This window comes from Paenibacillus sp. 01T47 (genome assembly GCF_056398245.1).
Genome location: NZ_JBFTPA010000015.1, coordinates 168,391 through 193,988, shown reverse-complemented (window position 1 = coordinate 193,988; position 25,598 = coordinate 168,391). Strand labels below are relative to the sequence as shown.

The window sequence follows — 25,598 nt, the reverse complement described above, 5'->3', positions numbered from 1 at the left end:
ATTTTAAGCGGTAATCCAAAGGATGAACCAATGCACTACGGTGAAATATTTAGTGTTTGGCAGGCTTCAACTGTAGCAAAAGGCGCTGTATCCTGTTACCAAGCATACTTAAACCACGCTGGAGACAAAGACTTAAAAAAAATACTGGATGCTCTCATTGATCAAGCCAAGATGGAAATTAAAGAATGTGATACATTGCTTACTGATAACGGAATTGCTTCCGTACCTATGATGCCTGAAAGACCCTCTGTTAAACTCGAAGACATCCCTGTAGGTGCAAGATTCTCTGATCCCGAAATTGCTGCTAAAATTGCCGCTGACACATCACTTGGACTAGTCGCATGTAGCCAAGTTATGGGTCAGTCTATTAGAGAAGATATTGGAGCTTTATTTGCGAAATATCATCTTACTAAAACTGCACTAGGCGTTAAAATACTCGAACTAAGCAAAGAAAAAGGTTGGCTTATACCTCCTCCACTTCAAGTTAAGCGACCAGAGACTGCTAACGCATAAGAATAAGTTGCCAACCTGCCCAATGGGCAGGTTTTTTAATCCTCCTCATGTAATTACAAATTTCCTTTTCAAACTACTTTGAGATTAATGTAACAAGTTTGCTACTCCCGTAATCTTCAATGTTCAACTTACCTGTATATTCCTTAACGACCATCGGACATAATAACTCAGGAGGTGAGAGCCTATGAAATGTGCATATTGTGAAAATTTAAAGCTTATAAAAGGAAGAAAAAAGTTATGTTATATTTGTGCTATCATCAAACGTTAAGAGAATGACAATCTAATCCAGTGGTCCCGTATATTAAATACGGGTCCTATAGTAATTCAATATTCACTGAATTACTTGGCACTCCATATTACATTTTGTGCAGTATCTCTTGTGGTATCTCCGCGTGTGACTGGCTTTTTGCAACAAACTGATATTTCTCCTTTTACAATTTGGCTCAAAGACATAACCTCCCACGTACAAAGATATTCATCAAATTACTTAACTCGTTCACCGTATTTTCTCGCAGCTTTACTGTTGTACAAGCTGTAAATCCGAAGATAAGAAATCATAAAATCAATATCTGATATCGTCTTTGCTTCATTGCTGAAAAAGTCACAATAGCGCTGAATAAACCGCGCCACTGTGACTTTTTCAAAAGTTAATTAATTGCTTTAAGTTCCGCTTTGGCTTGAGCAACCTTTTTTAAAGCTGGGCTGGCGCTATATTTGGTTTCCTCATATTAAAAATTATTCACGACATAGCCTTTGGCCAAATGTTCGAGAAAATGATTTACGTCCCCGTTTTTAAAATCAATAGCAACGATCATTTCTAAAATTTTTCTTTGCTCGTGCTCCGGCGTGGAATTCACAATCAAATTGATGAGGAAATCACTTTCAACCATATGTACTTTTTCGTTATGAGAAATCGAAAAAGTACGTGGTTCTAATTCCTTTTCATCAAAAAAGGTTTTCAATTTTTTCTTACTCGGGACTGACCCCATAACGTGAGACAAATCAAAACACCTTCAAGAAAATGCAACCATGTCGTAAGATATGGAGACAACCTTGGAGGTGTTTTTACGTTGGCAACAAGAGTAAGTTACCCAGTGGAAACAAAAATGAAAGCCATTGAATTGAGAATAACAGGAGTTCCAGTGAAAGAGGTCATGGAGCAGCTGAGCATACGAAATAAGACGCAATTGGAAACCTGGATGCGATGGTACCGCAAGGGCGAGTTAAACCGCTTGGAGCAACCTGTAGGCAAACAATACAGCTACGGTAAAGGACCTGAGTTTACCTCGGAACTGGAGCAAATAAAGGCGGAGAATCGGTTCTTAAAGCAACAAATAGATGTGCTAAAAAAGTACAAGGAAATGGAAAGGAGTTGTCACCAAAAATCATAGTTGAACTGGTTGAGTTGATTCACGGGGAAGTTACGATCACCAAAGCTTGTTCATGGCTGGGTGTGCCACGTGCTACCTATTACCGATGGAGAACAAAAAACGAAACTCGTCCATTGGATAGCATGGTTGAAGAGATTCGAGAACTCTGCACTGAGCATAAATTCCGTTACGGATACCGAAAGATTACTGCACTGCTTCGAAAAAAGCACAAGATTAATCACAAGCGCGTACAACGAATCATGCAATGTGAGCAGCTACAATGTCGAGTCAGAGTAAAGAAACGAAAGCAAACAGGGCAGCCTGCTTATGTAGCTGAGTACCTGTTAAAGCAGCAATTTCAAGCTGAAGCACCGATGCATAAACTCGTCACGGATATTACGTATTTACCATTCGGCGGAAAAATGATGTACCTATCGAGCATCCTCGATTTATATAACGGGGAGATCGTAGCTAGCAGTCTATCCGATACACAAGACACGGCCTTTGTCCTAGATACACTCAATCAATTACCAGCTGTGCCTGGTGCGATCCTGCATAGCGACCAGGGCAGCGTCTACACGTCGCTGGGGTATCAGGAAGCTGTAAAAGGAAAAGGCATTACCATGAAGCATGTCCCGCAAGGGAACGCCCGCTGATAATGCCCCCATTGAATCGTTTCATTCCACACTAAAGTCTGAAACGTTCTACCTCGAAGGGTTGAGCCATACAACGACTGCAATCGTTGAACAGACCGTTCGAGACTACATCACTTACTATAACGCAATTCGTATTCAAACGAAACTAAATAACCAGTCGCCGATTGATTACAGGCGACTGGCCGTTTAAACTTGAAGGTGTTTTGATCCCTGTCTCACAAATGGGGGTCAGTCCCCTCAACTAACTCCTCCTCTCTGCTTTCATTTTCAAATACCTATTAACATTTCTAAGAACGATTAATTTGAATCATCTATCATTTTAAGATTAACACTCAGCTTTGCTTGATAAGTCAGCAATTCGTAAGCAAAAAGTATGATGAATATCTGAATACTTTTCTGAAACCGGAGCATTCTAATTGAAAAATAATGGATGTGACAGACATGCATACGGTATGGAAAGGCGCGATCAGCTTTGGCCTGGTACATGTGCCGGTTAAAATGTATACCGCAACCGAAGACAAAGATATTCATTTCCGGAGCCTACATAAAGAATGTGGTATGCCTATTTCCTATATAAAGACATGTAGGCAATGCGACAAAGAAATTGATCCAGCTGAAATCGTAAAAGGTTTTGAGTCTGAAAAAGACAGATATGTAATTATTAAAGAAGAAGAGCTCGAACGCTTCCAGAATGAAGCCGCGAAAACAATTAAGATATTGGATTTCGTTGATCTACAGGATATTGATCCCCTTTATTTTCAAAAAGCCTATTACCTGGCCCCTGATTTGGCAGGCGCTGGAGCCTACAGCCTGCTGCTGGAGGCGATCAAACAGACTGGCAAGATTGGCATAGCCAAAATTTCCATACGCAGTAAAAGCAGTCTTGCGGCGATCCGCGCCGTCAACAACTGCATTTGTATGGAGACCATGTTTTATCCGGACGAGATACGCTCGCTCTCTCAAGTCCCAAATCTTCCATCACAAACCGTTATAAACGAAAAAGAACTCTCATTGGCCAAAGCTCTTGTGGAGCAGCTGAGTGAGAAATTTGAACCGAGCAAATATACGGACGATTATCGGATATCCCTTCTTGATCTCATTGAACAAAAGATCACCGGTAAGAGTATAGATGTTGTTACTGCTCCTGCAGCAGAAGATAGATCAAATGTAATTGATCTCCTGGCTGCTCTACAAGCAAGCCTAGATTCAACTAAGCCTGTGACTGATAATTCTCCGCCCACTAGGAAACGAAAAAACGCTGCGAAATCTAAGGATAACGTATCATGACTCCTATTATGGTTCTGCCTGGCGTACCAATGGCCCCAATCACTTCACCGGATATACCTACCGGTCCAGACTGGGGCTATCAAATCAAATGGGACGGTGTGCGTACTCTGGTGAGACTTGACGGCGTAGGTGGCATAGAAATATTTTCAAAGCGCGTAGAACTCCGCAATGATCGATTTCCTGAGATCGTAGAACTTTTGAAACCGCTACGAATCGGTGCCTGTGTACTTGATGGAGAAATTGCTTACTTTGACGGTACACGACCAAACTTTCAGCGCGTCCTGATCGGGGTTAGCCGTAAGAAATATGATGACAATCTGATTTTTGTAGCTTTCGATATGCTCTATGATGATGGACAAGATATTCGCTCTCTCCCCTTCAGGGAGCGATATGAGCGACTTACAGCAAGGCTTCCAACAAAACAGCCAAGGTTATTTGTTACTGACCTGGTATATGATGGACCTGCACTATGGGATTGGGTTAATACTCATGAGTGGGAAGGTATCATATCCAAAAAGCTAGACAGCCCCTATGTTGAAGCTAAAAAGCATCGATACTGGTATAAAAAAAGAAAAGAAGTTCGGATCGTTGCTGAAGTCGTTGGAATAAAACTAAAGTCAGGATATGTATCTAGCCTGGTATTGCGGTTCGAGGATCGATATGTTGGCCACGTATCGGGTATAGATGCGGCTTCCAAAAAGGTGCTGAAGCAATTTATGGAGCAGCATCCTGGAGAGTGTCCCTTCCCCGTATTGTCTGCCGGCATGAAGAAATCAGATGTTAGATGGCTTAGCATCCCCTTCTCCTGCAGGGTTACCGCTTTAGAATTTAGCGACTCCGGTATCTTACGGCAGCCAAAGCTATTAGGATTTGGGAGTGGCAATGGATGAGAGAAGGCGACTATGTACGTGTGCGAGGCGCTAAAAAAGTCGGAAAAGTCCGGAGTATTAAGGATAGAAATGTAGAAGTCGAATGGATATTTGAAAAAATCATGAGCAGCGGAAAATTCAAACACATCGTGGAGTATGAAATTGATAATTTAGAAGGAGTTTAAAGCATGTTGAAGCAAGAAACCTTAACGGTCACATGTATTGGTTGCAATAATAAGAATGAGATCCCGATTGACAACCTTTTAGATTACTCTTGTATTACCTGTGGAACATCCATATTAGCATTAAAAGAAACGGAGCAAGAAATATTGGTTAAAGAACTGGATAAAGCATCTGACGAATTGGATCATATCATTGGGAATGTTATGTTTGGCAATATTGATCCTGAAATGGCGTCAAATTGGCTCGAACACGAATCAGGTCGAATTGTAGATACGTTAAATAAGGCGAAGGAATACATAGAAAATAACGAAAAAATGGAATAGTTGTTTTTATAAACGTATGACCGGCTACAATTATAAATACAATGGCAGCCGTGGGTTGCGTAAAAATGAACCAAGGCTGCGTTTGTATGTGGAATAATCATTTAGGAGGATCTATGCATGTGTGGACGATACACGATAACCTCAGAGCTCGATGAGATCATTAACACCTTTGCCATAGTTGAAACCGACTATGAATATACTAAGCGATATAATGTTGCCCCTACACAAATCGTACCAGGCATTATTCTTAAAGAAGGAAAACGGGTACTCTCAGGATTTAGGTGGGGACTCATTCCTTTTTGGAGCAAAGATCCTAAAATAGCTTATAAAATGATAAATGCACGAGCTGAAGGAATCGAGAAAAAGCCAGCATTTCGCAGTTTGTTAAAACGAAACCGAATCTTGATCCCAAGTAACGGATTTTATGAGTGGCGTAAGGAAGGTGAAGGAAAACAGCCCTATCGATTTCAGATGAAAACAAAAGCTGTCTATGCCTTTGCTGGACTTTATGATACCTGGCGAGACTCTAATGGGGAACCCATTTCAACCTGTACCATTATCACGACTACGCCGAATCAGCTTGTTTCAGATGTGCATGATCGTATGCCGGTCATATTAACGGATATACATGGCTGGTTAAATCCCGAAATGGAAGACGTCTCACAATTTCTCAAACCATTTCCTGCCGACGAAATGATGAAATATCCAGTCTCAAGAGATGTAGGAAACGTTAAAAATTCAGATGAATCCTTAATAAAGGAAATTCCTTTGAACTCCAAATAGCCCCATTAGTATCATCGGTTTCTCCAAAAAAAAATTTATAAGAACCTAGTAATTGAAACAACGAGTGCAAACGTTTTAAGTTGAGCTATTGTTTATCATTAGTTGATTTTAAATTACATTGCTCGAGATAGGTGAGTAGTGCTTATGCAATTTTTTTCCTTCTTTTTCGTTTACGATTATATCAAGCACGGTAACACCAGCATCTATAGAGAGTCAATTCAGAATTTTGAGCATTAACCATTTTTAATAGTTATGTTAATAATATTCTTTCACGATTCTAAATCCTTAAGCGAAAGTAGGTTTATCTTTTCTTGTTTTTTCTGCCAGACTACGATCTTCACCGTAGAAGGAAACGTGAATCTTATGCGGCTCACTTTAAATGTCAATATAATGAGTTCGAGCAATTCTTGATCTGATATATTCTCGTATCCTTTAAAGCGTGTGATCCCGGATCCCAAAACGGGTAGGGCTACTGTTCTCCCAGCATAGACTCTGTCTATCTCAGTCCAGAAATTTAAAAGGCAGCTTATGTAGTCGTTTATCTCGAGGTACGCTTTATTACTAGCATCGAAACGAGAGAACGCCGTAAGGAGATAATCGTCTACCATACATATTGTTCCTAGTTTATATTGAGTTTTCTTTCCAATAGTCCTTCCCTCGTTTGTGGAGGCGATCATCTCTGGTAAATGGTTGTCAGAAGAGATAATGTCGTCTAAAGTATTTACATTTCCCGAATAGAATTTTTTGATATATATTCCGTTGAGGGAAGTGCTTGAAATAACTTTCTCGTCTACCATTGTGTCGAAATATTCATTAAAAGCAACTGCTTTCAGGTCAGCTTCCTCAGAGAATAAATCACCAAACTTCACCTCAACCTCTGAGTTGTTAATCGTTAGTTTGATGCTCCGACGTAAATTGGCATGAATCCAAATTCCGATGTAAACAAGGACCAGCAATATCAGTGTCCCTCCACCAATGAGCGCCTTGTTTTTGGGCTCTATTTCAACAAAGAGAAAGACAATAGAGGTGATAACGCTTATCACGCTTAGAAAGCCGTAGAAAGTATGTAGTATCTTTTTATCAAAAAACGAGACTTTCATTCGCATCTGCTCCTTTATCGAATTAAGCCCCATTTGATTTGCGCGTCACGGTTGTAATAATTCTTCCCATCACTAAGATGCTCACCGTTCACATGAAAACGCGTAATAGCATCCATAATGCAATCCTTAGCAAATGCGATATGGATAGCCTCTACACCAGTATTATTGATACGCTCGGCAAGCGCCTTTGGCCATATGTCACTGTGGCTCTCTACATTCAAAATGGATGAAAACTCGGGATATGCAATAATAAGCGGAATTTTGTATGTATCTATGGCTTGCTCTATCTCATAGGATAAAACGCTTCCGGTAAAACGAGTCTTTTTGGTAAGGATGACGAGCATGTTTTTTGATGATTTAAGTCGTTCCTGAATCCGCGCATATAGAGTTGTCCGTTTACTTGTATCGCGTACTGCATCCGTTTTCTCATGACTGTTAGTTAACGAAAACTTGATGTTTTTGTTTGCACTCCATGCTTGAATAGTGGAATAATATCTAAAGTCAGACTTTGTAGGATCTTTTTCTCCTAAACCATCAAAAGCAACATAGGTTCCTGTCCGATTTGCCATGTGTTAATCCTCCTAATATAAAGTATTATTTTCACCTGTTTACTCGTTCATTATTAAACATAAAACTCGTCTACTCCGACCTCTCAAATCTATTATCACTACTTAATTCTCTGTGTAAGAGTATCTTATACGGTTCAACGTGATTGATTTTCAACTAAACTGCCCGATAGCTTCTTTATAATTTCCATAGTGTGTCGACATTTAGGGAAATTGGAACAGCCATAAAACTCTCCCCGTTTCCCATTACGTTTTACAAGTAAATAGCCACACTGGGGGCAGTCCAGATCTTCAGGCTCCATATTCTCGTTGCTCACTGCGACTTCATTTTCAAGTTCTGGTTGTTGGGTAATCTGTTTTGAACTTGGAGCCTTCTGTTCAGGATTTATTGCTAACATCAACTCAATCAGCTGCTGCCGCATGATTAAACGAACGCCGTTAGATTTGGCCAATGTATACGCCTGCTCTGTATAATCACTGTTGGTAACAACCCACGCTTCTGTTGCTCCGTAATGATTCAATGCTGTATGTACTTCTTGCACGGCCTTTAGACCAACATTTTTGCTATAACGCTTCGCCTGGACCACGATTTTCTTTCCAGCTTTTGAGATGATTAAATCTGCACCGTAATCACCTGCAGCTTGTGTAACTTCTGCAGCATAACCGTGTGCTTTAAAAAGATGACCCAAATACTTCTCAAACTGTCGCCCCTCCATCTTATCGATTTCTGCAATGCCGGATCTCTTTAAACGCTCGATTTGTTTTTGATTTATGGAGAAGATAATAAAGGCGTAGCCCGCAAAAATTACACCGGCAGCAATCCCTGCAGCTACAATCGATTTCGTAAGCGAGTAGGCTCCCCATCCAGCCCCAATCATGAGTAGCAGTATAAATGCCTGTAATGGATCTAACTCTTCCTTTTTTCTTCTGCGCCTGGCCATCTGTCTTGCCCCTTTGTCGTTTTATGTTGTCTATCCATTTCTAAAACAGGAAAATATGCCCGCACGTATGCAAATGTAGTAGAATCTTACTATATTTCTGTTAAATTTGGAAGCATTCTATCTATTCTCATATCAATGGAGGCATAAATGATCGAACTGGAAAATGATTTTAAAAAATGGTTAATTAGTGAAGGATTTGTAACCGAAACGATTCGAAATTTTGTATCTCAATTCTGTGAGTTTTGTAGGTTTTGCGATAGTCGAGGCTATAGTGTACTCGAACTAAGTGTTAGTGTTTCACGCGAGTATTTAGCCTGGCTTTGTGAGCGGCCAAATTATCATAATGGCCAACCGCTTTCTACAGGAACACGTCTGAAACATTACTATTGTTTAAGACAAATTGGATTATTCCTTGCGGAGAAGAACTTATATAATGGTGATTTAGTGAAGGGGATTCGGAAGCCTCCTAAAAAACAATCGGTCATTCAAGGTTTTTCTGCAGAACAATTACAAGCTAACATCAATGCCGTCCGAGAAATACGAACAACACCACAATATAAAGAACGGATGGCTCTGTTAATCTTTATGTTGGCCAGTACAGGCCTAAGAATCTCGGAAGCAACCAACCTGCATGTTTATTCGCTTGATCATAACAAAAGGATCATGCTAGTGCTAGGGAAAGGTAACAAGGAACGCGAAGTTCCCTTCTCTCGTGAGCTATCCACGCTGATACTGAATTACATCAACAAATATGGCATTAAACGAGACGATTACTTGTTTGCCTCACGCTATAAAAAGCCTTAGCATCATCATCCATACGAGATGCTCTGCGTAAAACCGGCAAATTATTAGGTAGCTATTTAGATATTGACCGTATGCGGGTAAGTCCTCATACGTTTAGACATACTTTTGCAAGGCTTTGGGTAGTCAATGGAGGAAATACCATCGCATTATCACGTATCATGGGTCACACATCAACCCGAATGACGGATAAATACGTTAGCCTTTGGGGCATTGATTTAAGCTCATCCTATGACCTATGTAATCCATGTGGCAATATTAGCGTTCCGGATTTCACTGCTTATTACGAACCTAAAGATGAGATCGCATAGGACCCTGAAAAAACGCTATGCCCATGAGTTATCGAATAATCTATCTGCGGTTACCATTATGAAAATCAAAAAAAGGGTGCTTCAGCCTAAAAGCTGCAGCGCCCACCAAGAAGCAACCTCAGAAATCTAAAGGTTGCTTTTTCTGTATTCTGTATCCATTTTATTTCTTTGTAAACGCAGTGAGAAAATTGATATATATTCTTTCAATTGTAGCTGTTCTTTGAAAGTGCCATGGTATAATAAATAGCCTCTTAAATTCTAGTCCAATCATCATAACTGTCGTCATTACACTTCCGGAAATCGTTAAGCTTTGAGCAGCTAATGAACCAAAGACTGGTACAATTTCCGATAATTTCGACAAATCTCCTTTCGTTGCTTCCATAATAGGTTTTGTTGCTGGTGAAGAATAGCCAGTTGCTGAGTTAGTATGCATTTCAAAAGTATCCGTAGAATGTAAAAGCAATCCATCATCTTTTAGGAGGTTGCGTAAATGATAAAAAATATTCTCGAGTACTTTCACTGTGAATTGATTAACAGCCACAACATATGTACTTCCACTCTGTTGGTTATGCATCATAAACTTAGGTCCAATCAATTGTGTAGTATAATTACAACCCATAATGAAATCAAACTTCCCTGTTAATGATGCCAATTCTGAATTTGGTTTCAATGTATTTATTAGGCCAATAATTTCGGGTTCAGACATGTTCTTCAAGTCAGGCACTTGATTCGCGAATCCCGTTAAATCAAGTTGCATACTTTTAAACTTATCAGGCTGTTTAACTTTTTCCATAAAACAATTCAGAGCGTCTGGGTCAATATCAACAATAACTATTTCGTCAAACAGAGACTCAAGTTTCTGAATATCCACATCATTCCCATTTCCTGCACCTAATAATAAAGCTCTGCCTGATAACGGTTTGTGTGAAACACTTAGTTTATCCCATATCTCAGTATGCATTTTTCTTAAAGAAGACCAACTATCCCATCTATTTCTAGTATCCGTATTAGCTTGTTGCTGTACATCTAGCATTTAACTTTCCTCCACTTTCTGCGATTTCTTCATTTGTATTTTTTTGTAACTCTTTGTCATATTCTATAAATGATTTATTTGTCCTCTATTTCTAAATTAATTTAAAGAAAAGGCAGTACTGTTAATATTACGGGCAGTACTGCCTTCTAACCAAATTACCAAGCTTTATGAAATTCAAAAAATGCAGTCCAATTATCTTTAATCTGTATGGTTACATCCGTCTCCTTCACCACGCCATTCGAATACGTGGCTTTAAAATGGAATATATAGTCCCCATCTTGTAATGACTCTAACTTAACCTTAGCTTGCTCAGCACCTATATAACCACTCCATGCCTTTTTGTCGGTAGATGCTAAGCTTGTGTTGCCTATTCGCTCCGCTGCTACTTCGACCTTGGTCGCCTTTGTGGTACTAACGCCGGTATCTGTTGTTCTCGCGTTAAGAACAAAACGTTCACCCGCCCAAAAGGTTGAAGGACTTCGCAATTCCTTCGGTTTTACTTCATTCCATCGCAGTCGATTTGCTTCCCACTCTTCCGTATGCACTACTTCTGCCGTAATTCCCAATGCGAGAACCTGCATTGTTTTCGTCACGATAATGGGATCTGCAATGCCATCACTTACTGTTTGTTTGACGCTCCAGTTTCCAACTTCCATTAGCTGCAGCACCGGCCCTGTTTTCGGATAAGATGCACCGCTACGTATAAGCGTATAGCTGAAATTCCGCTTAGCTCCCGATGGACTTGTGAGTTCATACGCCACTGACAACGGATCTCCATCCTCATCGTTGACAGATGATGCTATGGTTACAAGATCCCCTTCATACACTGGCTTAGGTGACCAATCAAAGTCAGCTGTCGGTGCTCGGTTCGTACTGAAATGAATATAGGCATAATAACCCTCGTTACCGGCTACGTCATAATCTAGCACAGTCAACCGGTACTCTTGGCCAGCCACTAGTCCAGACACACGATATGATTTCGCCTGCAGGGAAATCGGTATACTGTACTCTGTTGTGCCATCTTGATTTAAGTCAATATTCGTCACGCTGCCATTACTATTTACCTTTTGTAGATAGAATGTGCGTGTCGCATGGCCAGAGGACGGAGCTGCATCGCTAAAGGCATTAAACTTCACCGTTACGGCTGTCGGTTCAACCTCCAACTGCTCATCTACATCTGCAGGCTTAACGGTATCCACAAAGAAATAACCATTTGAAGAATATGGTCCCCATAGAAAACCATCGTTTGCCCTGGCTCTCCAGTAATATAATCCGTCTGCTAGAGCTGTTGTGGTATAGCTTGCTGCAGCAACCGTGGCATTCGTATCAACCACTCTTGCACCATCCGACACGCGATAAACTTCATAATCTATTGCGGTAATTGGATGGTTCTCCGGATCAATGGTAAATACGCGCAGCTGCGGTCGATTAATGTTGGTGTAGACCGGATTATCTGCATTAGCTCCGTTATACGAGAGTAAATGCGTATCTGGCGGTAAATCCAGCACAAAGTAGCGGATGTTACTTAAATTTGACCAAGCACCCTTTGAGTAGACCTGCCCTTGTACACGTACAACACGTCCAGGATTGATCATACCATCCATTACCTTAAAGCTTTTCTCTAATCCTGCATAATCAATATACAACGCAACCTCATTTGTATCTGTATATGTTAGTGATAAGCGATACTGCTCTTGTGGATCATTCTCTGCATCGTAATAGGTCCAGGTTATCGTCGGTTCTTTTACGAGTACCGTAGGAGCAGCCGCTGAGGTTCCTCCTGGATAGGTTATGGTCATTACTGGTTTGGTTTGGTTCACAGGCGGTAAAGCGTCTTTGTAAATAACTTGCTGCGCCCAATATGACCAAGCCCCATGAAGATCCTTTACTTGCTCTTGAATGATAAGTTCGACACCTGGACGGCTATAAATTGTCCGTTTACCGGCTGTCCACGTTGTTTCATCCGCCCAGCGTGTGCGGAACACTTTATCAAGCAGGCGATTGGGGATATCCGGATCGTAAGAGGTATCAAAGGTATCGTAATCAATTGCTTCACCTTCACCATACACATAACCTGTGAACCGCGCATCAGGCAGTGCAATTGGTCTACGATGGACATATAGTAGCTTAGTGACCGGCTCCGACCATTTACGATAGGATGATATACCTGGATTATCTTGCGCTCTGTAGCTAATCTCGTAAACACCAGGTTTCTCTAGTGAATTTAAAGTTGTTGAACGTGTCTGTCCATGATACATGCTCATCCCTTCAGGATTCTCAAAAATATTAGGGTTGTGGCTGTACGTCCACTCTTCTAGTATCTTAGGATCTTCCTCTATATCGGAGAAGATTTTGTCATAGGTAATCGTTTCATTGATTAGTACAGCTTCATATTTCTCCTCGGTGTACATATCACCATAATTTAGTTTCTTAACATTGGAGAAAACAGCATTCGACTGTCCTAACGACATTAAACCGGCAAAACCTTTTGAATACGTACCATCGGCAACCTCTAGTACTTTCGCATAATTCACATATACACGCTGGATGCCATTAACCGATTCTACTTTAATCGGATACGTGTTAAACGCAGTCCGTGTCATAGGTGTAGATTGCAATAACGTTTTCACACCATTAACCACACGGAATAACGATAGGGTGTTCTTGCTCCACTCCATAGCATACATATTCTTTTCATTCTGGATCTGGAAAGCAGCTCCGATAACCTTGTCATTTCTTATATCACTAACATTCGCATGAAATTCTAAGGCGTAGTTTTTCATCGAGCTTCCTGCATCATAGAGCATTCCGCCCCAATCATCGCTAGTAATTTCAACTGTATTCGGATCTATTTCTTTGATTGAACCATTTGCGTTAGCTGAAACAAACGGCATGACATTTTTTTCGTAAAAAACATAAATGGAGCCATCAGGTAAAATAGGTGTTGATGATCCTGATTGCTTTTGATTATTTCCTGGTTCTGGTCCGGAATATGGTGTCTGGGCAATGACACTATTGGTTGTTGCATTATACAAAACGGACCATATTTTTTTAGGTGCATCAGCATCACCCCAAGAGCTTCCCACACCCATAAACACAGGATAAATAATCTGATCGTATTGATTGATAAATATTTTACCAAGGTTTGAACCATAATCTACACCTTGAAAACCGCCGTGTTGGTCTCCATAGTAATTAAAAAATGCATTATACGATTCGTGCGTTCTACCTTGGGAATACGTCAATAAATTGGAATATACGATTGGATTTGCATTGGGTGCTACATCTGAATAACCTAATGGATGTGAACTTTCGTAACTGACAACCCTTCTTCCAAAAGCGCTCTTAAATATTTCTTCACCGTAATAGTCAGTATCGCTCTCAATTGCCTCAAACATAGTAGTACCTGTTTTACTGCTACCCATGGACACATAATTTACATATACAAATCTTTTTGAATCAGATATGGAAGCCGCTGATAGTCCAATTGCACCCCCTACAGAAACGGTACGAGCTACACCATTTTTTTTCACTTGTACAACGAGACCTCTCACTCCTCCTAAACCAGAAGAATAGCGATCTTCAAAGTTATACGTGAAGTATGCATCTCCGTTATCATCTTCGGTCAAGTTAATGTTTGAAATAAATCCTCGATCCAAGTTCTCCCCTGGTGCTTCCCACACTAAGCTTTTCGTTTTTAAGGAGTATTTGAAAATTCGCAATTGATTATTGTAATTATAATTATATTGCTCTGGCACATCATACGAGAATTTACTAGCTACATACATATACTCGCCATTAGATGAGATTTGGACAAGAGCCGGCCCAATTCCGCTGCCTAGTCCGCTAGGTGATGTTAAACTAGATTGCAAATGAATGGAATCAAGATACACACCATTTTTATCGTACCGCGCAATGACCACTAAATATGGGTTGGCTGCATTTTGACTTCTATCTGCAAAGTAGAAGATTTCATCTCCGTCAATTTCCATAAGTGTGAAGCCAGAAGGTGTATCAAAATTAACCGTCCTTAAAAGCTCACCTGTAATTGAATTTCGTTCATAAAATGTATAGGGATAGTTTGGCAAACTATAATTTTGATTATAAGAATATAGCCGGTTCCCACCGAAAACCTTGTTGAATAATATTTCTGTAATTGGCACACTCCAAGTGGGTTTAGCAACAATATCTGCAGCAAGCTGATATTTTGTTCGTGAGTTCGCTCCATTTCCTGAGTTTGGGTATCCCACAGAAAAGTTTGCGTATACTCCATTTTTTGTCGATAGTGTAGTAGCATCCGCTTTCCATGCCGCTTTTTGGGCATTTCCGCCTTTGTATGGCGTCTTAGCCGTCCACGAACGTAATATCGATTGCGTCGAATAGTTAGTTATTGGTGGGCCGCTGTCTTCTCCCTGCCCTGGCTGCTGCGTAATTCCAAACACGTTAAAGTTAACTGAAGGAGCATAATTCAGAATATCGGTCGTGACAATTCCTGAATTTCCTTTCATTCCATAGTCTTCAGTTACTGAGGCGCGATATTGCCGCTTACCAACGGTCGTGTAGTTGACAGAATGTGTTGTTTTAAAAGCCCCATCATATAGCGGTTTCCACGCTTCTTCCTCAAAGTTTCCATCACCATCTTGGTCATAGCGTTCTTCAAGAAACAGATACTTTAGAATGTCACCGTCAGGACTCTCCGCATCGATATAAAGCATAAAGCCATTACCCCGATAAGACTCTTCAGGCGCTATCACTGCTACCGTTGGTGGTGCATCCGGTATAACCTCCATGATTAGATTCGCCCAATCACTTACTCTACCGGTTGTATCATAAACTCTACCCTCGATGCTGTACTCACCTAAATTAGCAGGCGTTACGGTAAACCACCCATTTGTATAGGCTGCATCGCCTACTTTTTTATAACGCATCTCTGACTTGCTAAAATCAATTTTTTCGCCTCTATCCTCTAAAGGAGTATACGAATTTAAGAGGTTGTATGGCCGCTCTAGAGGTCTCCCTTGTACCACACGTGTTATTCCTGATACGATGGCTACTGGTTTGGGATCTACAACCCGAAGTAATGCAGTATCCTTTTGAGATCCACCAAATTCATCAGTTACGATAATTTCAGCTGTATAGAAGCCAGGAGTATTATATGTGTTATACATAAACTCATAGTCTGTATTATTGGGTAGTACTGTACTCAAGTTTTCGGTGAATTTCCACGTATAGCCATTCAAACCTTTTGATCGATTAATAAGCGATGACTTTTCACCTGCAATGATAGTTGAAGGTTGAAATTCAATGTCCGCTATTAAATCAGGCTTAGGTGTAGGCGTTGGTTCTGGTGATGCTGAAGGAGTCGGAGTTGGTACTGCTTTATTGGCCACATTTATTATAAGCTCCGCCCACTCAGATACCTTTTTAGCGCTATTTGTTACGCGCAGCTCCACCACATATTTTCCTTCAGCTGCAAAGTCTTTGGCAGCTGGCTTGGTCGCTATCGTTTTACCTGCCGGATTCTTATATTTCCATTCTCGTATCGTGATAGCTTCCTTCCCTGGTGAATAAGAGAGTTTATCATCAAGTTTTGGATCTGCTGAAGGCTTAATTGTTATCTCTGGCTCGGTGCGATGATCTCCCTCAACGTGTGATATGATGGCCATTGGTGTGGTCGGCTCATTTAGCTTATTGACCATAATTTGAAATGCTTTTGTATTGTTAGTTTCATCTGTTTCCGTAATCTGGCCATTAAAGTCAGCCTTGGCCGACAACTTCTTAAGACCACTAGTCGCAAAGCTCGTACTAAATGTTACTGTGGAGCTTGCACCAGGAGCAAGGTTACTTATAGGCTTTGTAGGTTCAGGAGAACTGCCAAATAGGCCCACAACGAAGGAGCCGCTATTTTTATTTCCATTATTTTTGACGGTGACAACGATTGAGGTAGCTTGGTTCACATAGACCGCGTCGGGGTGTACGACCTTCGTTACTTCCAAATCGATTGTCTCTGGAATGACATTTATATCAAGTGTTTTCATAGGTTTTATTGTAAAGATTTCATACCACCAAGAACCGTCCGTCCATTCGCTCCACATTTGGACAACACCAGGAGTGAAATCAGTTGGCTTTTGTTGAATAATAGCGTAATCGAGCAATGTGTCGCTAGTCCAGCTTGCACCTTTGAGTGCATTATAGCTTGTTATAAAATTAGAAGAGTAAGATGGTTTGTTGTAGGGATCTACCATTTTAGATAACCACGCTGGAGCTTCAGGATTACGTGTAAAATCTATAGATTCTTTCAACCCTCTACGTTGGCCTTCAGGTTGAGCCCATGGCTTTTTAATCCAATTTTTCGCTACGCTGCCGGTTGCACTAGAGTCTGGTGGGAATCTCCAGTTCCTATAAACAGATCCGCTCGCATCCCAACCAAGATAACGATATTGTCCAGTCTTCTTGTCCGTCTCATTACCTGAAACTTCAGAAGGACTACCGTATACAACAACTGATTCACCTATGTTCAATGAATTAAGCAAATACTTTTCGTTAAGGGCTTTACAGTTTGAGCTCATTTTAGGAATTTTATAAACGCTTATTATCCCTTCAGCCTTTGTTCCGTAGCTTGGAGGAGATGGACATACCCCCGCCTCAACTCTCTGAGGTTGAAATGGTATTGAAGTAACAGTAACGACAACAAGCAACAAAAAAAGCAACTGCGCTCGCAGCTGCTTTCGAAATATTATTTTCATTTTTACTTAGCCTCCTATCCAAAATACAACACCGACATTATCGTTCGCTTTATACACTAGAAAACTACGTCCATCATATGTCGTTTTAATTGAATTTTTACCTTCAACAAATTTCATTCCATCTACTTTAATATAATTGGAATACGCCTTTTCATAAGATTGTGGATAGTACTGTTTTAAAAGATCCTTAAGCAAAGCTTTTACATCGGAAGATGGTTCATCAACATTTATTGTAGTTCTTTTTAATTCTGCATCATACTCGATCCATACATTATGATCCTCAAAAACATCTGATCCTTTTAAATTTACACCAACAGCTCCACGACTAATCGTAGTATGCCCTTTGAAACTAGGCAAAGATTGAATCAATGCATCAAGCTCTTTGTCTGTTTTAGGATAAGCAACCGGCTTAACTTGTGGATTTTTTGCCTTAAGAGTATTAGAGATCATCAGAACAGCTTCAGCTCGTGTTGCATTCTTGTCGCCACCCATTGTCCCATCTGGATAGCCCTTCAAAATCTCATTCTGTTTCGCAATTGCTAGGTAGCCTGACTTTACCCCATCCGCATCCTTGCCAAGCGCTCTAACTGTCATACGGGCAATCTCTTCACGAGTGATTTTCCGATTAGGCTCGAATTGTGATTCCTTATATTCATTCACCTTAATGATGGATTGTTTTAGACCTGTAGAGATCGATGCACGAAACCATCCTTTATCGTCGATGAAAGGTGTGTCTTGATCCTCTAACTTGTATTTCATCGCGGCTACCAACGATTTTGTAAACTCAGCACGAGTAATATTATCGTTAGGTTTAAAGCTTGTTGCACTATAACCATTAATCCAACCTTGACTCACTGCAGTATCGATCTCTGATTTTGCCCAGTGTGACTTTGTATCTGTAAAAGCAGCTGCAGCTGCTACGGTCTGCGACGCAAGCAATACTGTCACAAACGTCATGATTACGGCTAGCTTCATTTTTTTCATTGGGATCACTCCTATTTTCTATTTACCAAAATTAATCAATCTAGTTATCTAACTATTTTATCGACATTCTTGTTTTCTTATTAAACCCTTCACTTCCTTTCTTATAAAAATGTCATCTACTACCGATATGGATGACTACAAGCATCAAATCTACACTCTTTAAAGATATCAATTCTAGAGGTTAATAAAGTTAGCAAATCGTATGCAAAAAGTATGATTATTATAAACAAACCACTTCGATTATCGTTCCCGTTCCTCCACACGTTCCGCACATAGCGCATCCTCCTTCCTAAATATGGGTTATGAAAATTCGTATTCATTATGTTGTAACGCAATATCGTCGAACTGCGACACATTACTCCTTACTGGAGAAGGAGATTAAACTAACAGGCAGGAAATTTCAAACAATATGACGAAAAAATCTCGACATCGATTTACAGATACATTTTGGAAGGAAGAGGTGTTCACAATCCGAATCCATATCATCGGCGGCTCAGGAAGCGGCAAATCCTATATCGCGACTTTATTGAGCGGGAAGCTCGGGATCCCGCATTACGATCTAGACGATATTTTCTGGCATAATCAGTCGAATGAATACGGCGTCAAGGCACCGGAAGAAGAGCGGGACCGTCAGCTCAAAAAGATCATCGGATTTGATTCATGGATCGTTGAAGGTGTGTACAGGTCGTGGGTTGAGCCGAGCTTTGCCGCCGCAGATAAGATCGTCGTTTTGATGACACCCTTGTCCGTCCAGGAAGAACGAATATGGAGGCGCTATAAAGAGCGCATTACAGGCATCGTTCCAAGCAAGAAGCGCGAGACAATAGAAGGTATCCACAACTTGTTCGCATGGAATAAAGACTACAATTTGGTGAAGCTTCCTGATTTGATCAGCCGTTGGGAATATAAAAACAAAATGATTCTCGTTCGTGATAACCTGGATCTTCTTGAATTTCAATTGATATGAATTCGATCTGCGGGCTGTCGTAATTAAACTCCCTAACGGGAGACGATAGTTCAATTGACCGCCTTATGAGAGGCGGTTTTTTATTCCTCTCTGTCGCATTATGTGTCTACTACGAACACTTGATATTCGTTGAAGCTCATCAAACTTGAAAATCATCATCATGTTATGTCCAAGTGGAGCATTAACCATTTCATAGTTTGGGTGAAAATCTCCCTTTCCTGATACACATCCGAAAGGTACTTTACAAATCGAATTTCCAAACTCACGCCAAGCTGACTCTGCAGAATATTCACCGCATTTCCCAATCCAATAGTTACGAATTTTTTTAGGCAACTCTTCCCATGTAAGATACAAATTTTCACTGTCCCAAATATCGCAGATTCTTCTCCAGCCATGGTTTTCTTCGCAGAACTTTTGAGCTTGCAAGGAAGCTTGACTAACACTATAAAACTCATTAATCATCCCTAGTTCACCGCCTACGAATTCACAGTGATATCCTGATCACGATTATATTTTTTGCGGTAATCTTGATATACCTTCAATACCTCAGACTTTATTTCTTCAGGGATGTACTTTAGTGATTGCGAATCTGTAGCTGTCCATAGTACAGCTTCATGAAAGTCATAATTTTTTTCTCCATCATCATCTTTATATGGAATTTTCCGACCTACTATATGTTCTTCAGTTAATGTAATTGATGCTAGAGTTCCCCCACCTTCCACTAACAATTCAATAAGCATACAATTACCGCCACCATTATAAGATTCTTTTGATTTAATCCGCATATATTTTGTCCTCCTGGGCTATCAATTCTTCATTGTGCTGTTAGTTTTCTGCCTTAATTACCATAAACACAGGTGTCTCACGACGTTTAGGAGATGGTTTTTTCATTGAAGGAAGAGACATATATCCGATGCCACCAAAAACTAAAATGACAATAGCCATAAAAATAATTTTACTTAGTTCATACATATAAATAACCTCCTTCAGCTTCTTAACTCGAATTTTAGCAGTACTAATTCAAGTTGTAAACATGAAGGTTAATATCAATAAAAATGGCGAGTAAACCTTAAAGGTCTACTCGCCATTTTTGTCCTTATTTTCATTTTTTATCGTTTCGAATACCCCATGTTTCACTATTAAATCATTAGCATATGATTCCAATTTTTTATTTACAAGCGATGATAGCTTTTCCTTTTCTTCAATTACTTCTTTTTCAAGTGCAGTCCATTGTGCATCTGTTAAGAATAGGGACAATACTCGTTTTCTTTTTTGCTTCTTCAGGCCGTCTTTTCTTCCAGCCCCTAAACGAGCTCCACCCCAATTATTTGTCTTATCATTTTTTTCAGTGCTAGTATCATCCATAAAATAACTCCGCCTTCTTTTCTCTCTATAAGTTTTTCAAAATTAATTTTTCGCCAGCTTTGAAAGTGTTTTATCGTATTTTTCTGTTCCTTTTAGTGCTATTTTCAGTATGGCCTCGTCTGCAGCATGCACGATCCTTGGAGTTGTTTCGTTTTTATTTACCGCCATATCCGGATCCCTCTCTTTCATGCACCCACCCCCTTGTATTGAGCCTTGACTTAATTTGTACCTAGCATACGCAAGGGGCGTCATGTTTGCATTTAATTTTGAATTGTACCGTGTATTAATTAACTTGACTATAGTATAAACTTTTCTTCGCGATTTAAAAAGCCGGATTACAGCTGATTGTGCTATAGTCCTTTAAAATTACCTAACATACTCATGGCTGCTGCCTACGATGTAAGTGATATCGTCAGATACCCCGTAATATCGCGGATGCTTTACCTTCACGATCGCAATGATCGATGGCCCTTTTAACGTATCCGAGTAGTAGTAAGGTGGCCCGCTATGATAAAGCATTGGGAAATTGCCGGTCTCTATTTTTTCGAACCACACGAGCTCAAATGGATCCTTCCAGATGCCGCCAGGTAGAGGCTGCAGGAGTGAATTAAGCTTGAATGATGTCTGTAATGAGTTGAGCAATGCCTTCTCCGATTTCATGGGATCAAATCGGATCTTCCCCATTTCCAGCTCTTCTTCTATGATCTGCAGTGATGCGTCATGCGTTGCTAGATCCATACCTTCTTTTAGCCCAGCTTTTAACTTGGTTGACAGGTGTTCATCATGACTCCAAGCGCTATAGATAATGAAAATGGGCATCATTAAAAGTAGCATAATGACCCATTTCATGATCGCTCCTCAATATACTCACTCATGATGGAAATGGGGTAATTGTAGTCTCTAGCTTCGTCACTACCGAATAAATTAAAAATTTGCGTAGGTCCCTGCGGATACCGAAGCGTAACCTCGATTAACTCACCACGAGGCGCCGTTATCGTTGTGCCGGTGATCTGAATCTTATCGCGGTCAAAATAAACGGCTGTTAATTCATCCAAGATAGCCTCTTTTATTTCTGGCGTTATACGCCCTTCAATCGCCGCTAAATGTGCAGCTTCAAACGCTTTTTTCTGCAAGACTTGGTCTTTATAACTAATCGTTCGCTCCACGCCTGGCTGAAACAAGTAGTATAGGAAAATGGGTGTCAAAATGACAAAACCAATAACAATTTTCATTAAAATCGCCAGCATGCCTATCTAGACATGCTGGCTACCCTCCTTCCTTATTTCAAGACTGTGGGTACGGTTGTGCTGTTAGAAATAGTATGCGAGCGATCCCTCTGCACTTTTGCATCACCGAACGTTCCATCATCTGCAAAGATAGTTAAGCCAATCAATACAAACATTGCTGCGATTAGTAGAATAGTACCCATTGCTTCTTTCATTTTAAAATCTCCTCTCGCCCTCTAGGCGTTTTAGTTTAGTGCATCCATGAGGATGCTTTTATAGGCATTCGCGGCCATGTTCACAAAGTAAATGACCGAAATGATTGCTAAGAATACGACCGTATGGCCCATATACCCGTTTATCTTCAATCTTTGCTTGCGACGTTGCCTACGAAAATCCAAAAACGTATCGTAGTTCTTATCAAGTAGATCGACGGCCATTTCTGGGTTAGACTCATTGATTTTTTCAAGCAAATCCGCCAAAGTTTTTGCTTCCTTGGTTCCTACGCTCTCACCAAAAACTTTGAATGCGCGGGGACCATCCACCGGAAGATCTAATAGCAAACGATCTAGATCCGGACGAAGCGCTTTTGTAAAAACATTAAATTCCGTCAGCTTGGCAAATACGCTTTGGTAATGATCATTATTCTCCGCCTGATAATCATTAGAGAGCAGCATATAAAGATCAATAATCTCATCGCTCTTCTGCTTTTGCTTTTCTTTTCCGGCCATGACCAGGAATAAGCGTCCTGGCGCTATGGATGCCCCCGTCAACGTCAACAGATAGCACAAAGTAGCGATGACCATCCCCTTCAGTGGATACTGCTGATAGACCAGGAAAAATCCATGCAAAACAATAACAACAATAATGAAAAGCAAATCGCGATAAAATTTGTATTGCCAGGCCGAACCATTTTTCATAAATCCTGCAATCGAAAAGGCTGCATCCAAGCGATCATCTTGATAGAGCTGCGTAATTCGCCCCTTCTGACCACCCGCAAAATGAATGAATTGCTTGATTAATTGTGGCGGTGGACTACGGCGCCGAATATATAAAATTTCTCGTATAAACAGTGGTAGAGAGATCACCATCAGTAGATACAAACCTAACTTAAAAATAGGGATTAGCATGGGTTACACCTCAATTTTCGGCTTGGACAAAATCAAAGAAGTCACTAAGCCAATCACAACAAAAATAATACAAATGATTAATGCCTGTAAGGTCTTCGGATCATCAAATAAGACGTGAAAGATAGCCCCTTCAAACATTTTATTAATGCCAAAAATGGCAGCCGGTACAAGGAACAAAGGGATATAGCCCATGATAATAGAATCCGTATATTCCGATTTTTCGGACTCGACGATTCGTTTCGATTCTTGCATATCGGTATGCACTTTCTCCAAAGCTCGTCCAATATCTCGATTTTCTTTCGCGGCTTTGGTGAACAACACACCGAGCTGCTTCGACCAGCTATTATCGATTTGATAGCTAAAGAGCGCCACACCCTCACGGATGGCCATCTTACCCTGCAGCTGTAATACAGATACCAATGCACTAAATGCTCGTTTCATCGTTCCCTGCAATTCATCAGCCGTGTTATAAAGGGCATGATAGAGATCCCCATGAATCCCAGGGCTCCGGTATTTTAGAATAAGGAGCTCCGTTGCTTCAATCAAAGCATAGCTATTTTCTCTGCGAATATTGTAGAGCTTAACTCTAAGCAAACCGTAAGGCACGAGCGCCGTTATGCCTGCTAAACCAAATGCGCGTTTATTCCACCAGGTTACAAACTCCCCGCCGTTAAAGCCAAGTAACAGGAGCAGATACATGACGCTAAACACGCCACCACTGAAGATAAGAAACTGGTTAACGGAGTTACGATGAAACGTCTTACTGGTTGACCGAAGCAAAAGCTCTAAATGACTAAATGTTTGTTCCTCATCGTTTGCTTTCTTCGGCGTATTCAGATAAAGCGGCACACTCCATGACCGAAAAATCATATTCTGCAAAGCACCAATGAACCGGAAAGCAAAGCCTGTGTAAAGCAGCATAATCGCCGCTTTTAATATCATTTCAAGAGATAGATCGAGCTGGCTAATCATGCACTAGCCTCCTCCCCCTCAAGGCTGCTTAATGCGACCTCTATGTTGGATCCAAGCATTGGCTTATCTTCAGCTAGTCGTTTTAAAGCAAAGAAGGCTTGTTCGGCGTAATGCGGCGCGGTTTCTTTCATCTTTTGCATGGTATCTACAGATAAATCATCGCAATATGTCCAGCTGTTTTGTTCCATATCCCATCGCATAATGTCGTGACAACTCACCTCAAAGGTATACGGATCTAGCCTAACTTCCGTCATTCGTAGAAGTTTTTTTGATCCATCATCAAGCTCCTTCATGACAATGATGAGATGGATATTTTCGGCAACCCGAATCAACTCCTCGCGGTACTGACGATTTGGAAATCGCTGCAGTACGAGGCGAGCCAATTGACCAGGGATATTAGCTATACGCTCGGTATGATAGCTGGTCATGGAGCCGCCTTTACCGCGCTCACACGAAACAAGAAATAGTTCCGTTTCAATGCTGCGCGTTTCTCCCACAATCACAAAGAAATAATCGGAGCGCAGTACCAGGTCAAACACGCTATCATATTCTGCATCCGTCTTTACCACAAATTCAACGAGTTGATCATTCTCATGTAATTCGCTTAACTTTAATTCCGAATGGCCACGCTCAATGGTTACAGCCACTCGTCCTGGTCTGCGGCGTTCAGCATAGATAGCTTTAATCAGCGTACTTTTGCCCGAACGCACTTCTCCGGAAACAATCAAATTAAGCAACGCTTTTGATATTCCGCGTATCAGTGGCAGAGCTTCGGATGGAATACTCCCTGCCGCTACTAAGTCCTCCAGCGTCGGTGCTCGCATCGTTTGGTTACGAAAAATTATCGTAGGTCGACGAACGAGCGGCGGGATCATAATTGTTACCCTTGTCCCATCTACTAAATCGAGCTCTAACTTGGGATTGTGTTTATTAATGTGCGAAAATTCATCTTTCATCCTGATCTTTTCAATGATATTCTCGATAACCTCTTCCTCTGATTCGTATCCAAATGGCTGTAAATCAGGCTCGCCAGGAATATCAAAAAAAATCTTTTTCCCCATGATTCGTGCAGATTGGGATATGTGATACTTCGGATGATGATTCCACACCGAAATTGGACCGAGACCGAACGTTTGTTGAAAAACAGCTTCAACCAATGAATGATAATAGCTTGGCTGCATAATGTGCTGCAGTTGGTTCGTTTTTAAGTATTCTTCAATTTCACCCTTAAAAAGCTGCACGGCTTCTGTTATACCAACCACCGCATCGTGCTGCAGGGCCTGCCACTTTTTCATTTCTTTATCCGACCGCTCTTCATTTTTCTTTCTAAAGACCGTACGCACTTGTGTGCAAAGCGCTTTAAATTCATCCGTAAGGGCATTGTTGCTTGCTTTAAGCGCTACCGGCTGCTGCACGGCCTTACTCTCCAATTCCGAGATATGAAAATCTTTTTCACGCCATGCACCCATGATCGT

At 40.8% G+C, this 25,598-nt stretch carries 25 protein-coding genes and 2 pseudogenes; 9 read left to right on the top strand and 18 right to left on the bottom strand.

Translation table 11 applies throughout. From position 1 onward, the window contains the following. A partial coding sequence (locus AC1DOV_RS25330; RefSeq protein ID WP_477551319.1) for a DUF3231 family protein occupies window positions 1-513 on the top strand: 513 nt, incomplete at its 5' end. A 728-nt stretch (window positions 514-1,241) separates the two neighbouring features. On the opposite strand, the gene AC1DOV_RS25325 is transcribed toward AC1DOV_RS25330, so the two are convergent. After that, on the bottom strand, window positions 1,242-1,514 hold the full coding sequence (locus AC1DOV_RS25325) for a hypothetical protein (RefSeq protein WP_441887057.1): 273 nt from the start codon (window positions 1,512-1,514) through the stop codon (window positions 1,242-1,244). Window positions 1,515-1,583: 69 nt separating this feature from the next. Here AC1DOV_RS25325 and AC1DOV_RS25320 point away from each other — a divergent pair. The 6 genes and pseudogenes from AC1DOV_RS25320 to AC1DOV_RS25295 all read left to right on the top strand — a co-directional run bounded on the left by AC1DOV_RS25320 (window position 1,584) and on the right by AC1DOV_RS25295 (window position 5,984). Beyond that, window positions 1,584-2,729 (top strand): annotated as a pseudogene (locus AC1DOV_RS25320) (IS3 family transposase). A gap of 251 nt (window positions 2,730-2,980) precedes the next feature. Further along, window positions 2,981-3,826 (top strand): non-homologous end joining protein Ku, encoded by an 846-nt coding sequence (gene ku, locus AC1DOV_RS25315; protein ID WP_441887161.1) that lies wholly within the window; start codon window positions 2,981-2,983, stop codon window positions 3,824-3,826. After that, a complete protein-coding gene (locus AC1DOV_RS25310; RefSeq protein WP_441887163.1) occupies window positions 3,823-4,716 on the top strand; it encodes an ATP-dependent DNA ligase in 894 nt (297 codons plus the stop codon). The genes ku and AC1DOV_RS25310 overlap by 4 nt, the downstream gene beginning before the upstream one ends. Then, complete coding sequence (locus tag AC1DOV_RS25305; RefSeq protein WP_441887165.1) at window positions 4,713-4,880, top strand: hypothetical protein; 168 nt, start codon at window positions 4,713-4,715, stop codon at window positions 4,878-4,880. The genes AC1DOV_RS25310 and AC1DOV_RS25305 overlap by 4 nt, the downstream gene beginning before the upstream one ends. Before the next feature lie 3 nt (window positions 4,881-4,883). Beyond that, the gene (locus AC1DOV_RS25300) at window positions 4,884-5,201 is read left to right on the top strand and encodes a hypothetical protein (protein WP_441887167.1); all 318 of its coding nucleotides are present in this window, start codon (window positions 4,884-4,886) and stop codon (window positions 5,199-5,201) included. A 117-nt stretch (window positions 5,202-5,318) separates the two neighbouring features. Next, a complete protein-coding gene (locus AC1DOV_RS25295) occupies window positions 5,319-5,984 on the top strand; it encodes an SOS response-associated peptidase (RefSeq protein ID WP_441887169.1) in 666 nt (221 codons plus the stop codon). Window positions 5,985-6,253: 269 nt separating this feature from the next. Here AC1DOV_RS25295 and AC1DOV_RS25290 read toward each other — a convergent pair whose 3' ends face one another. The 3 genes from AC1DOV_RS25290 to AC1DOV_RS25280 all read right to left on the bottom strand — a co-directional run bounded on the left by AC1DOV_RS25290 (window position 6,254) and on the right by AC1DOV_RS25280 (window position 8,591). Next, window positions 6,254-7,084, bottom strand: coding sequence for a macro domain-containing protein (locus AC1DOV_RS25290; protein WP_441887171.1), 831 nt, complete (start codon window positions 7,082-7,084; stop codon window positions 6,254-6,256). A gap of 14 nt (window positions 7,085-7,098) precedes the next feature. Then, complete coding sequence (locus AC1DOV_RS25285) at window positions 7,099-7,653, bottom strand: TIR domain-containing protein (protein WP_441887173.1); 555 nt, start codon at window positions 7,651-7,653, stop codon at window positions 7,099-7,101. A 134-nt stretch (window positions 7,654-7,787) separates the two neighbouring features. Continuing rightward, window positions 7,788-8,591, bottom strand: coding sequence for a restriction endonuclease (locus AC1DOV_RS25280; protein ID WP_441887175.1), 804 nt, complete (start codon window positions 8,589-8,591; stop codon window positions 7,788-7,790). Between the two features lie 147 nt (window positions 8,592-8,738). Between AC1DOV_RS25280 and AC1DOV_RS25275 the strand changes: the two are divergent. Then, window positions 8,739-9,703: pseudogene (locus AC1DOV_RS25275) on the top strand (tyrosine-type recombinase/integrase). Between the two features lie 160 nt (window positions 9,704-9,863). Here AC1DOV_RS25275 and AC1DOV_RS25270 read toward each other — a convergent pair. The 3 genes from AC1DOV_RS25270 to AC1DOV_RS25260 form a co-directional block, all read right to left on the bottom strand. Beyond that, window positions 9,864-10,736 carry a hypothetical protein gene (locus AC1DOV_RS25270; protein WP_441887177.1) on the bottom strand — a complete coding sequence of 291 codons (873 nt, stop codon included), beginning with the start codon at window positions 10,734-10,736 and terminating at the stop codon, window positions 9,864-9,866. A gap of 155 nt (window positions 10,737-10,891) precedes the next feature. Then, window positions 10,892-17,482 (bottom strand): Athe_2463 domain-containing protein, encoded by a 6,591-nt coding sequence (locus tag AC1DOV_RS25265; RefSeq protein WP_477551318.1) that lies wholly within the window; start codon window positions 17,480-17,482, stop codon window positions 10,892-10,894. A 6-nt stretch (window positions 17,483-17,488) separates the two neighbouring features. Continuing rightward, window positions 17,489-18,466, bottom strand: a complete 978-nt coding sequence (locus AC1DOV_RS25260; protein ID WP_441883508.1) for an S-layer homology domain-containing protein — start codon at window positions 18,464-18,466, stop codon at window positions 17,489-17,491. Between the two features lie 409 nt (window positions 18,467-18,875). On the opposite strand from AC1DOV_RS25260, the gene AC1DOV_RS25255 reads away from it, so the two are divergent. Further along, window positions 18,876-19,433 (top strand): P-loop NTPase family protein, encoded by a 558-nt coding sequence (locus AC1DOV_RS25255; protein ID WP_441883507.1) that lies wholly within the window; start codon window positions 18,876-18,878, stop codon window positions 19,431-19,433. Between the two features lie 63 nt (window positions 19,434-19,496). Here the strand turns inward: AC1DOV_RS25255 and AC1DOV_RS25250 are convergent, their stop codons facing one another. The 11 genes from AC1DOV_RS25250 to AC1DOV_RS25200 form a co-directional block, all read right to left on the bottom strand. Then, window positions 19,497-19,895, bottom strand: coding sequence for a hypothetical protein (locus AC1DOV_RS25250; protein WP_441883506.1), 399 nt, complete (start codon window positions 19,893-19,895; stop codon window positions 19,497-19,499). Window positions 19,896-19,909: 14 nt separating this feature from the next. Then, window positions 19,910-20,218, bottom strand: coding sequence for a hypothetical protein (locus AC1DOV_RS25245; protein ID WP_441883504.1), 309 nt, complete (start codon window positions 20,216-20,218; stop codon window positions 19,910-19,912). Window positions 20,219-20,258: 40 nt separating this feature from the next. Next, a complete protein-coding gene (locus AC1DOV_RS25240; protein ID WP_441883502.1) occupies window positions 20,259-20,405 on the bottom strand; it encodes a hypothetical protein in 147 nt (48 codons plus the stop codon). 105 nt (window positions 20,406-20,510) lie between these two features. Next, the gene (locus AC1DOV_RS25235) at window positions 20,511-20,798 is read right to left on the bottom strand and encodes a hypothetical protein (protein WP_441883500.1); all 288 of its coding nucleotides are present in this window, start codon (window positions 20,796-20,798) and stop codon (window positions 20,511-20,513) included. Between the two features lie 42 nt (window positions 20,799-20,840). Next, on the bottom strand, window positions 20,841-20,987 hold the full coding sequence (locus tag AC1DOV_RS25230; protein WP_441883498.1) for a hypothetical protein: 147 nt from the start codon (window positions 20,985-20,987) through the stop codon (window positions 20,841-20,843). 177 nt (window positions 20,988-21,164) lie between these two features. Continuing rightward, complete coding sequence (locus AC1DOV_RS25225) at window positions 21,165-21,647, bottom strand: hypothetical protein (protein ID WP_477512447.1); 483 nt, start codon at window positions 21,645-21,647, stop codon at window positions 21,165-21,167. Beyond that, window positions 21,644-22,030: a hypothetical protein gene (locus tag AC1DOV_RS25220; protein ID WP_477551317.1), complete on the bottom strand. Its 387-nt coding sequence runs from the start codon at window positions 22,028-22,030 to the stop codon at window positions 21,644-21,646. The genes AC1DOV_RS25225 and AC1DOV_RS25220 overlap by 4 nt, the downstream gene beginning before the upstream one ends. 47 nt (window positions 22,031-22,077) lie before the next feature. Continuing rightward, window positions 22,078-22,239, bottom strand: a complete 162-nt coding sequence (locus AC1DOV_RS25215; protein WP_441883492.1) for a hypothetical protein — start codon at window positions 22,237-22,239, stop codon at window positions 22,078-22,080. Window positions 22,240-22,269: 30 nt separating this feature from the next. Next, window positions 22,270-23,151 (bottom strand): hypothetical protein, encoded by an 882-nt coding sequence (locus AC1DOV_RS25210; protein WP_441883490.1) that lies wholly within the window; start codon window positions 23,149-23,151, stop codon window positions 22,270-22,272. 3 nt (window positions 23,152-23,154) lie between these two features. Beyond that, window positions 23,155-24,123 carry a hypothetical protein gene (locus AC1DOV_RS25205; protein ID WP_441883488.1) on the bottom strand — a complete coding sequence of 323 codons (969 nt, stop codon included), beginning with the start codon at window positions 24,121-24,123 and terminating at the stop codon, window positions 23,155-23,157. Then, window positions 24,120-25,592 carry an ATPase, T2SS/T4P/T4SS family gene (locus AC1DOV_RS25200; protein ID WP_441883486.1) on the bottom strand — a complete coding sequence of 491 codons (1,473 nt, stop codon included), beginning with the start codon at window positions 25,590-25,592 and terminating at the stop codon, window positions 24,120-24,122. The genes AC1DOV_RS25205 and AC1DOV_RS25200 overlap by 4 nt, the downstream gene beginning before the upstream one ends. Window positions 25,593-25,598 lie beyond the last annotated feature (6 nt).

Excerpts from the sequence above, each read along its gene's own strand:
- AC1DOV_RS25210 (WP_441883490.1), bottom strand. The coding sequence starts at position 23,151 with ATGCTAATCCCTATTTTTAAGTTAGGTTTGTATCTACTGATGGTGATC.
- AC1DOV_RS25300 (WP_441887167.1), top strand. The coding sequence starts at position 4,884 with ATGTTGAAGCAAGAAACCTTAACGGTCACATGTATTGGTTGCAATAAT.
- AC1DOV_RS25205 (WP_441883488.1), bottom strand. The coding sequence starts at position 24,123 with ATGATTAGCCAGCTCGATCTATCTCTTGAAATGATATTAAAAGCGGCG.
- AC1DOV_RS25305 (WP_441887165.1), top strand. The coding sequence starts at position 4,713 with ATGAGAGAAGGCGACTATGTACGTGTGCGAGGCGCTAAAAAAGTCGGA.
- ku (WP_441887161.1), top strand. The coding sequence starts at position 2,981 with ATGCATACGGTATGGAAAGGCGCGATCAGCTTTGGCCTGGTACATGTG.
- AC1DOV_RS25310 (WP_441887163.1), top strand. The coding sequence starts at position 3,823 with ATGACTCCTATTATGGTTCTGCCTGGCGTACCAATGGCCCCAATCACT.
- AC1DOV_RS25230 (WP_441883498.1), bottom strand. The coding sequence starts at position 20,987 with ATGAAAGAGAGGGATCCGGATATGGCGGTAAATAAAAACGAAACAACT.
- AC1DOV_RS25290 (WP_441887171.1), bottom strand. The coding sequence starts at position 7,084 with ATGAAAGTCTCGTTTTTTGATAAAAAGATACTACATACTTTCTACGGC.
- AC1DOV_RS25245 (WP_441883504.1), bottom strand. The coding sequence starts at position 20,218 with ATGCGGATTAAATCAAAAGAATCTTATAATGGTGGCGGTAATTGTATG.
- AC1DOV_RS25260 (WP_441883508.1), bottom strand. The coding sequence starts at position 18,466 with ATGAAAAAAATGAAGCTAGCCGTAATCATGACGTTTGTGACAGTATTG.
- AC1DOV_RS25235 (WP_441883500.1), bottom strand. The coding sequence starts at position 20,798 with ATGGATGATACTAGCACTGAAAAAAATGATAAGACAAATAATTGGGGT.
- AC1DOV_RS25255 (WP_441883507.1), top strand. The coding sequence starts at position 18,876 with ATGACGAAAAAATCTCGACATCGATTTACAGATACATTTTGGAAGGAA.
- AC1DOV_RS25270 (WP_441887177.1), bottom strand. The coding sequence starts at position 10,736 with ATGCTAGATGTACAGCAACAAGCTAATACGGATACTAGAAATAGATGG.
- AC1DOV_RS25215 (WP_441883492.1), bottom strand. The coding sequence starts at position 22,239 with ATGAAAGAAGCAATGGGTACTATTCTACTAATCGCAGCAATGTTTGTA.
- AC1DOV_RS25200 (WP_441883486.1), bottom strand. The coding sequence starts at position 25,592 with ATGGGTGCATGGCGTGAAAAAGATTTTCATATCTCGGAATTGGAGAGT.
- AC1DOV_RS25280 (WP_441887175.1), bottom strand. The coding sequence starts at position 8,591 with ATGGCCAGGCGCAGAAGAAAAAAGGAAGAGTTAGATCCATTACAGGCA.
- AC1DOV_RS25225 (WP_477512447.1), bottom strand. The coding sequence starts at position 21,647 with ATGAAATGGGTCATTATGCTACTTTTAATGATGCCCATTTTCATTATC.
- AC1DOV_RS25265 (WP_477551318.1), bottom strand. The coding sequence starts at position 17,482 with ATGAAAATAATATTTCGAAAGCAGCTGCGAGCGCAGTTGCTTTTTTTG.
- AC1DOV_RS25220 (WP_477551317.1), bottom strand. The coding sequence starts at position 22,030 with ATGAAAATTGTTATTGGTTTTGTCATTTTGACACCCATTTTCCTATAC.
- AC1DOV_RS25295 (WP_441887169.1), top strand. The coding sequence starts at position 5,319 with ATGTGTGGACGATACACGATAACCTCAGAGCTCGATGAGATCATTAAC.
- AC1DOV_RS25250 (WP_441883506.1), bottom strand. The coding sequence starts at position 19,895 with ATGATTAATGAGTTTTATAGTGTTAGTCAAGCTTCCTTGCAAGCTCAA.
- AC1DOV_RS25285 (WP_441887173.1), bottom strand. The coding sequence starts at position 7,653 with ATGGCAAATCGGACAGGAACCTATGTTGCTTTTGATGGTTTAGGAGAA.
- AC1DOV_RS25240 (WP_441883502.1), bottom strand. The coding sequence starts at position 20,405 with ATGTATGAACTAAGTAAAATTATTTTTATGGCTATTGTCATTTTAGTT.